Origin of the sequence: Idiomarina sp. UBA3176 (genome assembly GCF_002364295.1) — a bacterium.
GTDB lineage: Bacteria > Pseudomonadota > Gammaproteobacteria > Enterobacterales > Alteromonadaceae > Idiomarina > Idiomarina loihiensis.
The window spans coordinates 37,496-53,382 of sequence record NZ_DEXU01000020.1 but is presented as its reverse complement, the minus strand read 5'-3'; the positions used below and the strand labels follow the sequence as shown (position 1 = coordinate 53,382).

Sequence of the window (15,887 nt, the reverse complement as noted above, 5' to 3'; positions counted from 1 at the left end):
GCTCCAATAGTTGATTTCGATCAATTCAGTTTAAACTGTGTTACCAATTGTTCCAAGCGTTCAAATGCCGTATTCAGCTCACGGCAAGCTCGCTTAGTATTATTTAGATTGTCTACGCTCTGATCGTTCATACTGCTTATATCCATAATGTCACGATCGAGCGTTTGGATCACTGAAGTCTGTTGTTCGGTTGCTGACGCGACTGAATGATTCACGTCGTCGATGGTAACAATAATGGCGTTAATTTCAGACATGTGCTCAGCAGACTCTTCCGCGCTTAACACACAGGCACTGCTTATTTCCTGACTTTCCTGAATAACCTGAACAACACTGCGTGTTCCGGCTCTGACCCGCTCTATCATGGTTTCAATTTCACCCGCCGACGACGAAGTACGCTGAGCCAGGCTGCGCACTTCATCCGCTACGACCGCAAAACCACGACCGGCTTCCCCTGCTCGTGCCGCTTCTATAGCCGCATTTAGAGCCAGCAAGTTGGTTTGCTCAGTTATGCCTTTAATAACTTCAATGATCTTGCCAATGTTCTGGGTGTCTTCATCCAGGGTATGAATTGCCTGGCTGGAGGCATCCATACGTTCCGACAAGTGCTGAATTTGCTGGCGGTTATGTTGCAAAGAGTCTCTCGCTGATGACGCTTTTTCGGTACCTGAACTTGCCTGTTCAGAGGCTTTTGCAGCATTTTCGGCAATTTCATGAGCACTCGCGCCCAGTTCATTCACCGCCGTTGCAACAGAACTGGCTTTTCCGGCCTGTTCGCTGCCAATGTCCATTGAATCGTCACTCGCTTTAACCATGCTGCGAATGTTGCCTTCCACTTGTTGTGCGGCCGCATTCACTTCCAGCAAGGCTTGCTGGATTTTCTCAATAAACTCGTTCATACGGCGTGAAACAAGGCCAAACTCATCGTCCGACTCAACCGGCAGCCGCTGCGTTAAATCGCCCTCGCCGCGGGCCATATCGGTTACGGCCTCATTTAAACGACGCAAAGGTTTCAGTAATAAGCGCAATAACCAGGTTAATGACACCACTACTGCCACAATGCCAATAATCAGGTAAACAATAGCGGTCCAGGCAAAGGAGGAAACGTTGCTGTAGGCCTGTTCGCGGTCAATAACCACTCCCAGATACCATTCAACTCCCTGAATACCTTTTATTTTATGGAATGACACGAGGCGGTCCGCTCCATCAATACGGTATTCGGAAAAATCAGAACTAAAAGCAACTGACTGACCAGCGTAATCGTTCACAGATTTTTCAATCCAGTCTTTGTTGGGGTGTGCCAGAATATTTCGATCACCGCTAACTAAGAAGGCATAACCCAGACCCATAAAATCGATGTCGTTAACAATGTTAGAAATCTCATCCAGCATCATATCGCCACCGGCAACTCCCACCAGCCGGCCATCGCGACGCATGGGTACCACCGCAGTAATGGTCAATTCATTGGTTGTGACATCTATATAAGGCGCGGTATAGGTTGGCTGCCCTTCATCAACCGCCAGCTGGTACCAGGGACGGCTGCGGGCATCGTAATCGTCCGGCAGGTCGATGCTGGGATCATCGAGCAGAAAAGTACCGTCGAGCAAACCGTAATACACATTTTTGAACTTACCGGCGGCTTTGGACTGTTGAACCCGCTCTAAAGCACGGTCTGTGGAATCATCAACACGGTAAGCATCGGCGGTTGCCTGAACAATGCTCATGCGATCATCAAACCACTGCGAAATATTGTTTGATACTGAGTCAGACAAAGCCTGCATTTGATGCTGTAAATTACTGCGGGTTTGATTCGACATCTGCAAAAAGTTGGTCAGCGTGAAGACACCCAGCACAAGCACCAGTATCAACGACGCAACAATAATGACCTTTTGCGTGAACTTTAATTTCTTCAGCATCTTGAGAGTTTCTCTTGTTATTGTTCTTATAGGCTCATTCGTTTGTCAGCAGATTATCCCACTTGAATATCGGTTTCCGGAAAGCGTATATGCCGTTTTCTTGGTGTCGCCAAAAAATAGGCCAACGTTAATGGCCCAACCCGCCCCGCGAACATTAAAAACACCAGAACTAACTGACTTGCCCCGGTCACTTCTGCAGTAATTCCCCGCGATAACCCGACCGTCGCCGAAGCCGACAAAACTTCAAAGGTTATATCTATAAACGGCAGCGGATTCAAAATCATTAGGATAAAGATTCCGAGGAACATCAAAGTAAGGGTAACCAAAGTGACCGCAAGAGCTTTCATAACCAGCTCCTGAGGTACCGTGCGGTTCAACAAAGTGACATACTCTCGACGGCGGAGAAAAGCATAAGTGGCGACCAGTAAGACAATAAAAGTCCCCAGCTTGATGCCTCCGGCCGTACTCATTGAGCCGCCGCCAATTAGCATCAGCAACATAGTATAAACTGCGCTGGCTTCTGTCATTGCCCCGGTATCAACCGTATTAAAACCTGCGGAGCGAGGCGTAGTAGCCTGAAACCAGGCTGCCATCGCCTGGTCACCAAAGCTTAAATTGGCAAAGGTGGCCGGGTTATTCATTTCCAGCAGCCAGATAATAGCAACGGATAAAACATTAATAATTAATGTCGCCCACAAAATAGCGCGGGTATAAACCGAGAACTTATACCAACGGCGCTTTTCGTATATGTTGGTAATAACCGAAAAGCCCAAGCCGCCAATGACAAATAAAATACTGATAATAAGATTAACCGGAATGCTGTCGGCGTAATCCACAATTCCGTTGGGCGACAGCACAAAGCCTGCGCTGTTAAAAGCGGATATGGCGTAAAATATACTTTCAGCAAAGGCATCGACGAAACCTTTTTCCTGCCACCAGGTTATTGTCAGACCAACCACCGCTATAGCCTCAACAATCAGTGCCAACGATACCACCGCTTTTGCCGTACGCCCAATGCTGGCAAGACTGGTTTGCTGCATAGCCTCTTTTGCCAGTACCTGATGCTGAATCCCGACATGGCCGCCTATCGAAATAGCAGCCAATACCGCAAATGTCATGAAGCCTAACCCGCCCGCCTGAATCAACAGAGCCAAAACGCTCATTCCAAACGGTGTATAAGTAGCCCCCGTATCGACAACGACCAGCCCAGTCACGGTAACGGCAGAGGTCGCCGTAAATAAGCTTTCCAGCCAGGTTATTGGTTGCTCAGTTGAGAAGGGTAACTTTAGTAACAAAGTACCTAATAAAATCAGACAGGCAAAGCCACCGGAAAGAATAACCGGAGGGCTGGCTTTAAAAGCTCTACGCCTTTTACGCCCGGGACGACGATACAACCAGGCTATTGAAGGAGCCCACTGTTTCATGAAGGTTCTTTTAGTTTAGGAGCAACAGATTTTAACGCTTTCAAACTGCCGGCCATCACCAAGGTTTCGTTACCCTCAAGCGTCATTGATAAAGAGGGAGTCACAGTCACCTCATCGCGACGCTTTATTAACAATACATGAAAAAACTCACTTTCGTCCGGCATAATGTCTTCGAGAGTTTTTCCTTTTAAATACTCACCAATACTAATTTCCACACAGAACCAGTTATGACCCAACGACATATACTCGTTCACCATAGGATAATTCAGCGACTGCGCTACCCTTATTCCCATTTCTTCTTCCGGGTGAATAATACGCTTTACACCCAGTTTCGATAAAATTTGATGGTGGGATTTAGAGGTCGCTTTGGCCCAAATTTCTTTCACACCAATAGTTTTAAGGTGTAGAACACACAATAAACTGGCTTGCAGATCTTCCCCAATAGCAACCAGAACCACCTCGCAGTTAGTTAAGTCGAGTTCTTCCAATGCTTTTTCATCAGTCACATCGGCAATGGCAGAATGCGTTAACACATCTGCCATTGCTTCAACGGCTTTTTCGTCTGAATCAACGCCTATGACACGATGTCCGAGATCGAGCAGTTCTTTTGAAGTTCGGGCACCAAAACGCCCCAACCCTATGACACCAAATTCTGCCATGTCAGACTCCTATTGTGCTTTTGCCGGTGCCAGGAACAAGGCGTTCATCAGCAAGGTATTTAAGCCGTCCATATAGGCACGGTACGTGGGTTCCTGAGTAAAGCTGATAATCATGCCTTTACCGCTTGGCTGCCACATTAGCAGTGGCTTATAAGGTAATTGCTGAGCTATATCGTCCCATAAAAAGCCACTGGCTAACAGGCTATCCGCGCCAGCAAACCACGCAATGTTGCGACCGTGATCAATATCAATGGGGGTAAATACGTCATTGCCGTTATAAATACTCACAACCTGCGGTTTAACGCCGGCGCTTAACCAGTGTTTTGTATCCACTTTGGCATTTAATAACGCACCGGGCACCCAGTCGGGATCAGCGCCGTGCGGTTTTATTTCCGTTAAGAATTGCTCGCGGCTTTCAATCACTTTACCGTCAACTTTAATTTCTTCGTCAGGCTCAGTAACGCCCTCTTCCGGCACTTTGCGTTCCAGTTGGGTATTAAGCAGACCAGTTTCAACCGCCCAGGCAGAAGCGCTGCCTAAGGTCAGCAACACACCGCCATCCGACACCCACTGTTGGATCTTTTCAACAGTTTTGTCGTTAAGCACGCCGGAGTACGCTCCTTCCGGTAATATCAGAACATCCAGTCCATCAAGGTCATTTTGCAGTAACTGCATGGTACGGATAGCCGTTACCGGATAACCCATCTGACGCTCAATGACAAAGCGGGTATGCCCTGCACTGTATGGGCTAGCAGGCTCATCCCAGGCAATAGCAATGTTAGGTGCTTCCAGTTTGCTTACGTTGTGCGAACCAAAGTTAGGCCCTTCAGTCATCCAGCTTGTATCAACACCTTCAACGGTTGCACCTGACGCTTCAGCGAGCTTTTGTAATTTAGTCTGCAAGCCACCGGGGTTGTCAGCTCGGGTTAAAATCAATGAGCCGCTGGGGAATTCACCGGCGCTTTCGTGGGTAAAGGCTAATTCGCTTTGGCGAACCTCCAGACCTTCACGCAACGCAGCAGTTAGGAAACGTCCTGCATTCATGTCACCCCAGCGAACCAAAAAAGCCACTTTGGCGTCCGGGTTAATCACTTTGCCAGGCTCAATGCGCCCCTCTTCTACAAAGGCTGTGGCGACGTCAGGCAAGTCATCACAGGTGTGGCTGTCGACATTGAACATCAACGGCAGTGACCAACCGGTTACGTCGTAAATTTGGTCCGGCAGGTTATTGTTACGGCGCTGCTCCTGCTCTGCCAGGAAGTCATCCGCCATATCCACTTGCTTATCCATTAAGGTGCGTATCATGCGGTGTGCAGGTTGTGCCATATCAATGGTATAAGCACCAGCTTCATAATCAGTACCGCACACATCAAACGCCTTTTTCGCCTGCTTCACTTCTGCGCCCTGTTCAACCAGTAAAGAAGCCAGTTTACGTGCGGCGGCCGGGGCGTCCTTAGCGGGCAGAATAATAGAACGGACATCACCGTCTTCGCCCGCTTCAACCGCTGACTTGCGGTATTCCCAGAACTTCTGCAATAAGGCTTCGCGACGCTCAGAAACTGTCTGAATCGTCGAGATAGACGCTATAAAATGCTGCTGAACACCGTCGGCGTAGGTCAGTACGTCACCGTCTGTACGGTCAAAAAAATGCCCGCGCGCTGAAGCCATCTCGTAGGTCATTGCAACTGAGCCCTGATACAGCGGCCAACTGGCACCGTAGCCCGGGTAAAACGCATCGAAAATTTCGCGGGTAAAATAATCAAAGCCCTTTTCGTCGAACCACTGGCCGTTATTTTTACCAATCCAGTTCAGCGTTTCGCGTTGTGACTCGGTAATCAGTGGATTATAAGGCCGAGCCTCTGGGGTGAAGTAATAAGTGGAATCGCCACCCATCTCATGCAGATCAACAAACACCAGCGGATAGTATTTTAATAAAGCATCTATTTGCCCGCTAATTTCAGGCTGAGTCAGTGCTATCCAGTCGCGGTTCATATCAAACAGGTAGTGGTTCGTGCGTCCGTTAGGCCAGGGTTCGTTGTGCTCCGCACTGCGGCGATCGCCTGAGTGCTCAAGCCCAACACTCATGTAATAACGATCCACAAAGCGGGCACGCCCGTCCGGGTTTTGCAGTGGATCAATGAATACCATGGTGTTATCTAACCAGCGTTGGGTCTGCTCACGCTGGTCATGCAGCAAATGATAGGCGGTTACCATAGCGGCTTCCGGTGACGAAATTTCATTGCCGTGAACGCCATAGGACAGCCAGATACTACCGGGCAATTCGTCAATTAACTGCTCAGCCTTATCGCTGTCGGTTTTGCGCGGGTCGGCTAAGGCCTGCATGCCCTTCATAAAACCGTCAAAGTCAGCCATATTGCCTTCACTGGAAATAACCGCGTAATAAAGCGTACGCCCTTCCCAGCTTTTTCCGTATTCAAGTAACTTAACCTGCTTAGGGTAAGCTTGTTGCAGTGCTTCAAAATAGCGGCTCATATCGGCCGGGCTGGTAATTTTGGTGCCCATGGGGTAACCCAAAACCTGCTCGACGGTGACTTCTGAATTACTGTAGTTCGCTTCGGGGAGTAACGAACTCTCGCCCGAGAGTTGTTGTGCTTGAGTCGGCATGACCAACCATGAGGCGGCTATCAGCGCCGCAAATTTGAGACTGCGCATCTTTATTCCTGTTGTTTTATGCACTTTTAAACTGTGCTTAGGGTTTCTTTTTATGTCTCTCTAATGTAAAAGCTTGAACAAGGGAAGTGAAGCTCAATTTAGGCGCTATGAATAAAAAGACTCAATTAACCACGCTGCTGGCGGCTATAGCCACAACGCTAATTTTGGCAGGATGCCAAATAACACCTAATAACGTAAAACGCGTGGTCAATTCCGGCGTGCTTAGCGGTAACGACCCAAGCGCAGTGGTGGAATCTATGGCGCGTGAGCGTTTGCACAGCTACCGCAGCAACCCGCAACAGCTTATTAGCGACATTGAGGACTTACGCAAGGCTTTGCGCGATCTGCGTGCCGTTGCTGAGGCCATATGGGGTGACGAGGAAAACACGGTTCCCAGCGCGAAAAAGTACGTTAAATACAGTGATAACTTTCATGCCAAAGCCGTTGTCGATTTTGAGCAGGGCCTGCTGACCGTTGCGACATTGCATGACAGCAATGATCCAGCCAAAACCCGGGAACAACTCAAAGCCGCTATTGTGCGTACGCTGTTAACGCCAAACGACCTCACTGCCGTTGATATTTTTACCGATAAAGAACCTGAACGGACGGGAAAACCATTTTTGCGCGGGCAAGTTGTTGACCAGGACAATGTGGTCGTCGAGTACGAATGGCGGGCCAATCGCTTTGCCGAGTATTTGGTGAAAAACCAGTTGCGCACCCGGCGCGCTAAAAACAGCAAGGTGTATGAGGTTCAAATTGCTTTGGTCGATGAACACCAAGAGCTACGCAAACACCAGTATGCCGACTACGTTATAGCCGCAGCGCGACGCTATAACCTGGAGCCTGAGCTTATTTATGCCATTATTGAAACCGAAAGCAGCTTTAACCCTTATGCGGTGAGCCACGCTAACGCTTACGGCTTAATGCAGGTAGTGGCATCGACCGCCGGACGTGACGTGTTTGAGCGCGTTCGTAAAATTCCCGGGCAGCCCACGTCTCAACAATTGTTTGACCCGGCTCAGAACATCGATATTGGCAGTGCCTATTTGCACATTTTGAACACCCAGTACCTAAAAGGCGTGCAACACCCGCGCAGTCGCGAATACGCTATTGTTTCAGCATACAATGGTGGCGCCGGTAACGTGCTGAAAACCTTTTCTTCCAACCGCAGCAACGCGGTTCAAATTATAAACCGAAGTCAGCCCGGCATTGTTTACCGGGACTTAACTTCTAAGCATCCGTTAGCGGAGAGCCGCCGATATTTAGAAAAGGTGATGTACTTTAAGCAGAGTTACTGACACGAACCGCAACAAAAGTCTTTACCGTGCTCAGGTGCCGATGCTTTCTTTTCAACAAAAAGCAGGTTGTTTTCCAGGTGAATATGCTCGTGCAAATCATCCTGCAGCTCTTTTAAGCCTTTATAAAGCGCTGTCCAGGTACCACAGGCGCCTTCCGGTAGCGTTAAGTTATTGGTCAGTTCGTCAATTCTATTAAGTTCACCTTCATGCTGAACGTGTTCGCTTTCCATTACTGAAATTGGCCCGCCGGGATAAACACCACGTGACAGCAAAGGAAAAAGAATTTGTTCTTCTTTTGTCATGTGGCTTTCCAGCTCCTGCATCAGGTTATCCAGGTGTTCAGTCAGACCAACCGGGGCTTCGGGGTGATCACCATGAACGGCTTCAACGCGCATGGCCAATTGCTTTAACTCAGGAAGCTGTTCGCGATGGCGCTGATGAAAACGCAGATAAATATGCTCTATCAAATGCTTGGGTGAAGCGTCCTGCCATTGTTGCTCGGCAGTCTGTAAACGGTCATCGAAAGTACTCATGGGTCACTCCTGTTTGCTAAATAAAGTTTCTTACTCCGGTCAGGATTGCAACAAACAGGCCAGCTCCTACCCCGTTAGGATTATTGACTCTTCGGGGTGTCACGGTACTATCAACCCAACCAATAAGGGTATTTTTAACCTGGGCAGTCAATTTAACCATGTTGCAAGAAAGTCTATTAGCAGACCTGCTTACCGAGCAGCCTGCAGCGGTTCGTTTACAAAATTTAGTCAACACCTTACGCAGTCACTTCAACTGTGGCGCAGTGGTTTTATTAAAGCTGGATAATGAAGTGCTGCAACCGGTTGCTATTCAGGGACTGGTACGCGAAGCGCTGGGTCGTCGGTTTGTTGTAGCACAGCACCCCAGGTTAGCGGCATTGCTGGCATCTCGTAACCCCGTACGGTTTGAGCACGATTCGTCATTACCGGACCCCTACGACGGACTGCTCGCTGAGCAGCCAGGTAATGCGCTGCCCGTTCACGACTGCATGGGTATTAGTTTGTATCTGGAGAATAAGTGTTGGGGTGTACTGACCTTAGACGCACTGCAACCCGGTACATTTACCGACAACTCAATGATTGAACTGCAAAAGTTTAGCTTGTTCGTTGAGACCGCCGTTCGCATTGGCCAGCTGGAGCAAAACGTCAGGGCTCTGCGACAAGGCCAGCAACGCACTATGCCAAAATCCGGCACCACAGAAAGAAACGAGTCGGAAATTATCGGGCACAGCAAAGCCATTGAAAGTGTGCTGAAAGAACTGCGAGTGGTTGCCAGTGCCGATTTGCCCGTGTTGCTGCTGGGTGAGACTGGTGTCGGTAAAGAGCTGTTTGCCCGTGAACTGCACATACTCTCACAGCGCAGCGACAAACCCCTTATTTATGTAAATTGCGCGGCTCTGCCCGAATCACTTGCAGAAAGCGAGCTTTTTGGTCATGTAAAAGGGGCCTTTTCCGGCGCAACCAGCGACCGTTCAGGGCGCTTTGAAGTCGCTCACGGCGGTACGCTGTTTCTGGATGAAGTTGGCGAGCTGCCACTATCCATACAGGCTAAATTATTGCGAGTACTGCAAAATGGTGAAATTCAGCGTTTGGGCTCTGACAAATACCGAAAAGTAGATGTTCGCCTTATAGCCGCCACCAACCGCAACCTGCGCCAGCAAGTCAGTAATGAAACTTTCCGTGCTGATTTATACCACCGCCTTTCGGTTTATCCTTTGCCCATTCCGCCATTACGTGAGCGCGGTGACGATGTGTCTATTCTGGCCGGGCATTTTCTCGAGCTAAACCGGGCTCGTCTGGGGTTGCGGGCTTTGCGCTTATCGCCGGAGGCTGAGCTTGCCATACAACAGTATCAGTGGCCGGGTAATGTGCGTGAACTGGAACATGTTATCAGCCGGGCCGCTATTAAGCTGCTTAGCCACGGTGTGGAAAAAACCGATATTGCCACCATTGAACCCGACATGCTGGATCTTGATGTGCAACTGCCTTTGTCAGCCACCACCGACTCTGGGAAAAATTCTGCTGGAACCAGCTTACCTCAGGCTAACGTGTCGATGAAAGAAGCGGTAAATTATACTCAGCGTAAGATGATAGAATCGGCTTTAGGCCGCCATAACAACAGTTGGAGTCAGGCCGCTAAAGACCTGCAGCTGGATGCCAGTAACCTGCACAAAATGGCCAGTCGATTAGGAATGAAGTCGTGACGCGGGAGCTGTTAATTCGATTATTGTGGCGCGCTCTGGCGCTATTTTTTGTATTGCTTGGACTTATCGGCATTGCCCTGCCGGTAATGCCCACAGTACCTTTTCTCATTGCGGCATTGTGGGCTGCTAGTAAAGGCTGGCCACGTCTTGAAGCCTGGTTGCTTAACCACCCCAAATACGGCCCGGACATAAAAGCCTGGCGCGACCACCGAGTGGTTAAACGCCGTTCTAAGCTAATAGCCTTAGTTATGATGGCAACCGGGTACCTGGTGCTATGGTTATTTGTTCCGCAAGTGCCTGTTTGGCTAAAAGCAATTGTCGGCGTTGTGCTGGTTGTGGTCGGGTGCTGGCTGGCTACGCGCCCCGACCACTCTCCGGAAGAAACTTAACCCGGGTTACCGTCGGCGCGGGGTGTTGTCAGCACCTTAAAATAAACCACAACATAAATGCCATAAGCCAGAGTCCAGGCTAAAGCACTACACATTAACCAGTGGCTGGCTAAATCGGGAGCAAGCCAGATTAAGAAGACCCGGGTTAAAGCGGCTATTAACACCAGTAAAAATGCACCGGTCATTATCAGTTTTGGTTGCAACGGACGCCCACTATGACCCAACGAAACGCGCGCTATCATGCTGAGGATCATATTTCCCATAGCTCCTGCGGTTAAGGAGTGCAGCGGCAGACTCTGCGTCAGGTCGAAACCCGCATAACGCAATGCAAATAACGCCAGACCAATGGGGATAAACCAATAAGCTAAATGCAGTGACCAAAGCAGCGGTACTCTCCAGGTTATCCAGATTTTCCAGCGCGCAACTCTTATCCCGGTTGCCACCGCTGAAACACCAAATAGAACGACCATTATCTGGTTAGGTAACAGCGTGTGCAGATTCAGAAAGTGCACAGCGAAGATAAGCCACAAGCTGCCTAAAGCTATGCGATCAAGCCAGACTATTGGCGTTACTTTAGGTGTTTGAGTCCCGTTGGCAGTAAACATTGGCAGCACTCGTCCGCCAATAATGGCCATTAACAAGGTCACCAGAAATACTGCGTTGTAAGCGCCAAGCACCTGAATATGATAGTGACCAAAGTGTAAGCCGTAATGCATAAGCAAGTTGCATACCGTCAGCAACAGCAAAATGGGCACAAAGAATAAATTCCGGGTCTGATTTACTTTTAACACCATACGCCCGAACAGCAACGCGGCGACAGGTAACAGACTGACATCCACGCCTGCAACCAACCACCACGGCAGTTCACCGCCCAACAGCAACATTAACCTGGCGGCTGCCCATAAAACGGTCAGAATAAGCAGAGTCTTGCCATGAGGTGCCCTTAGTCCGGTCCAGTTCTGCACCGCAGTTAATAAAAAACCCAGGACTATGGCAATAACAAAGCCAAATATCATTTCATGGCTGTGCCAGAACATGATGTTGCCGTATACAGGCAAACTGAGCTTTCCACCAAGTGCTAACCCCCACAGCAGCATCGCTACGGCACTGAACCCTGCCCCCAAAAGGAACAGAGGGCGAAACGCCTGCCGCAGAATAGGAGTTAACTGCTCTTCTTTTTGTCTGTCTGTGATTTGCATCACTGTCACCGCTTATTAATAAAAGATACATTTTTAATATACCTTTTATTTTGACGAAGATCGACGCTCTACCACTAAAAGTCAGTTAATACCTATTTAGAGATTCTAGCCTGTCGCTAGCCCCGCCAGTTGCAACCAATAGCCATTGTTCTCTTTGCTCGTCAGGGTCACGGGGTGTTCCCCATTGATATTACTGCGGAAGCGTTGTAGCCAGTCGAAAGTCCCCTCGGGTTGCGGACTAATACGCACAATATCGACCAGGCCATTCATACCCGGCAGCTGGTTTATCAGGTTATAACGTGTACCCGATTGCGTCTGAATACCATTAAGCACAAACACCTGCTGACCTTCCTGACTTTTCACTTCCCGGCCTTCCGGGTACTTTATGCAACATAGCTCGCACTGATCTTTCGGGCGGTTCTCCGAGCGGGCAGTAAAGCAGCGACCAGACCAGGCCAAGGGTATATGACCAAAGGAAAAAACTTCCACGTCAAAGCAGTCCCTCACGGTGTCGATAAGGTTGTGCTGTAACACGTCCTGCAGCCAGTCGCGGGAAAGTTCAAATGGAACCACCCAACGTGTCATACCCATATCAATTAAACGGCGCAGACTCTGGTGATTATAAATATTAATGGCCGGCCCTGCGGTAAAGTTCAACCCCTGCTCCTGCAGCACCCCAATAGCACTGACATCATTGGCTTCAACATCAAACTCGCCATTATCGCAATATTTACCCAGCTCCCGGAGCTCCGCAGGAGCTTCCAACAAGGTCATTGTCGACAGCGTTACTTTTTTCCCGGCTTCTCTTAGCATATGCGCTATCGCCAGATAGTCATCCAGCTTTAACTCACGACGCTTACTGCAGACGGTTTCACCAAGATACACGTGTTCAACATCCGACTCGGCAGCTTGCTGATAAAAATCAAAAACCTGTTGTTTCGGCCAAAAATACAGAATAGGTCCTAGAGAAAACTTCATATTGGTTACTTCCATTTCCGGTGGTACGCGCCCAGCGTCGTTTGACTGCCTTCAGAAAGTGAGGCCAGAACCGAATTCCAGTTATCTTCCACTTCAAAGGCGTCCGGGTCGGTCATAACGGCATCGATAGCCTGACGCCAGACTCTGGTAATTTGCGACACATAAGCCGGGCTGCGCTGCCGCCCTTCAATTTTTAACGAGGCAATGCCTTCTTTATACAGTTGCGGCAACAAGCTTAAGGTATTCAGGCTGGTCGGTTCTTCCAGTACGTTGTAAGTTTCGTCGTCAACCGAAAAACGCCCTTTGCATAAAGTGGGATAACCCGCTTTTTCGTTTTCATCAAAACGGTCGATAAGCACGCCGTTAAGCCGTGACTCCAGTTTATTGTCCTGTTCGTCCCACTCCACAAAAGCTGCAGGTGAACAGGCTCCAGCGGTATTAGGAGACTCGCCGGTTAAATAAGAGCTAAGATAACAACGCCCCTCCGCCATAATGCAGAGACTACCGAAAGCAAAGACTTCCAGCTCGACGTCAGTAGTGCGCGCCAGGGCTCTGACTTGCTGCATAGACAACACACGCGGCAAGACCACCCGCGACACGCCAAACTGCTGATAAAAACGGATGGCTCCGGCGTTCGTTGCAGAGGCCTGCACCGACAAGTGCCTTTCAACTTTGGGGTACCTTTCAGCGGCGTAAGCCAGAACCGCGAGGTCTGCAATAATCAATACATCAGCGCCGGCCAGAACAGCGTCATCGACCGCCTTTCGCCATTTTTCCCAACTGTTAGCGTGCGCAAAGGTATTAATGGCAACGTGCAGTTTACGACCATGCTTGTGCACATAGTCCGCTGCTTCTGCTAGCTTCATCTGATTTAAATTCAGACCAGCGAAATGACGTGCATTGGTTTCATCCTTTAACCCCACATAGACCGCATCGGCACCATTTTCTATAGCCGCTTTTAATGCAGGGATACTTCCGGCCGGACAAAGCAGTTCCATTTAAAACCTCTATTTAATATTTTGTAGCACCCTAATTATTAATTCATTATAGTGCTCACAACTTTTATTTTGTTATTGTAAACGGAGCAAAATATGAATACCACCAACTGGGTATCTTCTATACCTAATATAATTCGACCAATAAACAAATTAATTCCATCGAAATTTATTAACTTCGGGTCTGAAAAGTTATTAAACCTTTTATTTAAGGAAGAAGTTTCTTCAGGAGAGCTTAATTTTATTTCCGGGAAAATAATAGAGATAAAGGTCAAAGACATTGATTTATCTCTATTTTTGACGTTAAAAGGAAACCAACTAAAATCCCTTAAGAGCCCAGTTGAACCCGACGTACAGCTCTCAGCAGACGGTGACGCACTGCTTTTACTGATTTACGGAAAGGTTGACCCCGACACTTTATTCTTTAATCGGAAACTAATGGTAAAAGGCAATACCGAATTAGGGTTACATTTAAAAAACTTCTTAGACACCATTGAGGTAAATCAAAAGCTACCAAGGACCTTATATTTAATAGGAGACCGGTTTAGTGATTTTATTTATAAAGAAAAAGGTGAAACAATACAGACAAGTTAATTAAATAGTTTTTGACTGGGGTCAAGAGGTGGTTATGAGTACAGTTACCTGGGATAAAGAGTTAATAGAAAAATACAACATTAATGGACCTCGTTATACGTCTTATCCCACAGCGTTAATGCTTTCCGAACAATTTTCAGAAAGCCGCATAGAAACCGCGCTGAAAAATGCAAATGACGGACTGTGTCTGTATTTGCACTTACCTTTCTGCCACAAGCTTTGTTATTACTGTGGTTGCAATAAAGTGATTACCCGCCACCAGCATAAAGCAGATAAATATCTGGATTACCTCGCCCGCGAAATGGCGATGTACCAGCCTATGGTAAAGGACAAGAAGATCCGCCAGATTCATTTAGGCGGTGGCACCCCAACCTTTTTGACTGAACAGCAACTGACCCGCCTAATGGAACTGGTTCATCAGCATTTTACCTTCGCGGACAACCCTGAAGTCAGCATAGAGATTGACCCGCGCAGCTGCAGCGACGAAAAGCTTCGCCATTTACGCGAGTTAGGTTTTAATCGTGTCAGCTACGGGGTGCAGGACTTCGACAAGAAAGTTCAAATTGCGATCAATCGCGTGCAGGATATTGAGCTTATTGCACACCAGCTAAAACTCAGCAAAGAATTAGGCTTTGAGTCAATCAACTTAGACCTTATTTACGGCCTGCCTTACCAGCGTCCGGAAACCTTTAAGAAGTCTATTGAGCAAGTCATTGAAATGGATCCCGATCGCATCTCGGTATTTAGCTATGCGCATTTACCTCAACGTTTTGCCGGGCAGAAGAAAATACCGGAAGAGTCCATTCCGCAGCCGTCGGTTAAGCTGAGTTTGCTGGAACAAGCCATTACACAACTGAACGACGCCGGTTACCAATTTATCGGCATGGACCATTTTGCAAAAAAAGACGATGGCCTTGCCATAGCTCAGCGCGAAGGCCGCTTGCAGCGTAACTTCCAGGGCTACACCACCGACGGTCAGGACGCACTGCTCGGCTTAGGTGTTTCATCCATTAGCCAGGTGAACGGTGTGCTGTGGCAACACGAAAAAGAGCTTCCTGCCTACTACAAAATGATAGATAACGGACAAAAACCCATTATAAAAAGCATGGCGTTAAACGACGAAGATAAGCTGCGTGCCGCATTAATTTCTCAGGTTATTTGCCACTTTGAACTCGATATAGAAGCCTTTAAAGCACAATGGGATCTCGACGATTTTTGGGCTCATTTCGCCGAAGCCATACCACTACTAAAACCATTCATTGAAGACGGTCTAGTCGACGTCTCCGACAAAAAGCTCCGGGTCACCGACTTAGGTCGCCTCTGGGTTCGCAGCATCTGCGCCTGTTTCGACGAATACCTGGACCACGGCCAAAACCGCTACTCCAAAGTCGTTTAGCGGCTGGGGCGGTAACCCGGCCTCGGTTACGCTTGGAGAGCTGGTAAGAAAGACGCCGTAAACCCATCCCTGGGGGCTTGGGTGGCGCCATCCTTGGCGCCACACACTTTCTTACCAGCTATCCGGCGCGTGC

The 15,887-nt window shown here is 48.5% G+C and carries 13 protein-coding genes; 5 read left to right on the top strand and 8 right to left on the bottom strand.

All coding sequences use genetic code 11. The features are described 5' to 3' along the window. Positions 1 to 20: 20 nt before the first annotated feature. The 4 genes from B2U97_RS08215 to B2U97_RS08200 are packed head-to-tail and all read right to left on the bottom strand — an operon-like array spanning position 21 to position 6,669. A complete protein-coding gene (locus B2U97_RS08215; RefSeq protein WP_114982125.1) occupies positions 21 to 1,913 on the bottom strand; it encodes a methyl-accepting chemotaxis protein in 1,893 nt (630 codons plus the stop codon). Positions 1,914 to 1,966: 53 nt separating this feature from the next. Next, positions 1,967 to 3,337, bottom strand: a complete 1,371-nt coding sequence (locus tag B2U97_RS08210) for a TrkH family potassium uptake protein (protein WP_011233464.1) — start codon at positions 3,335 to 3,337, stop codon at positions 1,967 to 1,969. Further along, entirely contained in the window at positions 3,334 to 3,996 is a 663-nt protein-coding gene (locus B2U97_RS08205; RefSeq protein WP_114982126.1) for a potassium channel family protein, read from the bottom strand. Before B2U97_RS08205 ends, B2U97_RS08210 begins: the two co-directional genes overlap by 4 nt. Before the next feature lie 9 nt (positions 3,997 to 4,005). Continuing rightward, positions 4,006 to 6,669 (bottom strand): M14 family zinc carboxypeptidase, encoded by a 2,664-nt coding sequence (locus B2U97_RS08200; RefSeq protein ID WP_286824139.1) that lies wholly within the window; start codon positions 6,667 to 6,669, stop codon positions 4,006 to 4,008. 107 nt (positions 6,670 to 6,776) lie between these two features. Between B2U97_RS08200 and B2U97_RS08195 the strand changes: the two genes are divergently transcribed. Next, on the top strand, positions 6,777 to 7,967 hold the full coding sequence (locus B2U97_RS08195) for a murein transglycosylase domain-containing protein (protein ID WP_286830411.1): 1,191 nt from the start codon (positions 6,777 to 6,779) through the stop codon (positions 7,965 to 7,967). On the opposite strand, the gene B2U97_RS08190 is transcribed toward B2U97_RS08195, so the two are convergent. Beyond that, positions 7,961 to 8,500, bottom strand: coding sequence for a hemerythrin domain-containing protein (locus B2U97_RS08190; protein WP_110013002.1), 540 nt, complete (start codon positions 8,498 to 8,500; stop codon positions 7,961 to 7,963). The two genes, B2U97_RS08195 and B2U97_RS08190, sit on opposite strands and share 7 nt — an antisense overlap. Positions 8,501 to 8,658: 158 nt before the next feature. Here B2U97_RS08190 and norR point away from each other — a divergent pair, with 158 nt between their 5' ends. Together norR and B2U97_RS08180 are read left to right on the top strand one after the other, a co-directional pair. Then, a complete protein-coding gene (gene norR / locus B2U97_RS08185) occupies positions 8,659 to 10,203 on the top strand; it encodes a nitric oxide reductase transcriptional regulator NorR (RefSeq protein WP_286824143.1) in 1,545 nt (514 codons plus the stop codon). Further along, entirely contained in the window at positions 10,200 to 10,592 is a 393-nt protein-coding gene (locus tag B2U97_RS08180) for a YbaN family protein (protein WP_286824145.1), read from the top strand. Before norR ends, B2U97_RS08180 begins: the two co-directional genes overlap by 4 nt. Here B2U97_RS08180 and B2U97_RS08175 read toward each other — a convergent pair. The 3 genes from B2U97_RS08175 to ubiU all read right to left on the bottom strand — a co-directional run bounded on the left by B2U97_RS08175 (position 10,589) and on the right by ubiU (position 13,767). Continuing rightward, a complete protein-coding gene (locus B2U97_RS08175; protein WP_286824147.1) occupies positions 10,589 to 11,791 on the bottom strand; it encodes an NnrS family protein in 1,203 nt (400 codons plus the stop codon). The genes B2U97_RS08180 and B2U97_RS08175 overlap by 4 nt on opposite strands. Before the next feature lie 105 nt (positions 11,792 to 11,896). Further along, positions 11,897 to 12,769, bottom strand: coding sequence for a U32 family peptidase (locus tag B2U97_RS08170; RefSeq protein ID WP_114982150.1), 873 nt, complete (start codon positions 12,767 to 12,769; stop codon positions 11,897 to 11,899). A 5-nt stretch (positions 12,770 to 12,774) separates the two neighbouring features. Further along, positions 12,775 to 13,767, bottom strand: coding sequence for a ubiquinone anaerobic biosynthesis protein UbiU (gene ubiU, locus B2U97_RS08165; RefSeq protein ID WP_286824149.1), 993 nt, complete (start codon positions 13,765 to 13,767; stop codon positions 12,775 to 12,777). A gap of 93 nt (positions 13,768 to 13,860) precedes the next feature. Between ubiU and ubiT the strand changes: the two genes are divergently transcribed. Together ubiT and hemN are read left to right on the top strand one after the other, a co-directional pair. Next, complete coding sequence (ubiT, locus tag B2U97_RS08160) at positions 13,861 to 14,358, top strand: ubiquinone anaerobic biosynthesis accessory factor UbiT (protein ID WP_286824151.1); 498 nt, start codon at positions 13,861 to 13,863, stop codon at positions 14,356 to 14,358. Between the two features lie 34 nt (positions 14,359 to 14,392). Then, on the top strand, positions 14,393 to 15,754 hold the full coding sequence (gene hemN, locus B2U97_RS08155) for an oxygen-independent coproporphyrinogen III oxidase (protein ID WP_286824153.1): 1,362 nt from the start codon (positions 14,393 to 14,395) through the stop codon (positions 15,752 to 15,754). Positions 15,755 to 15,887: the final 133 nt, after the last annotated feature.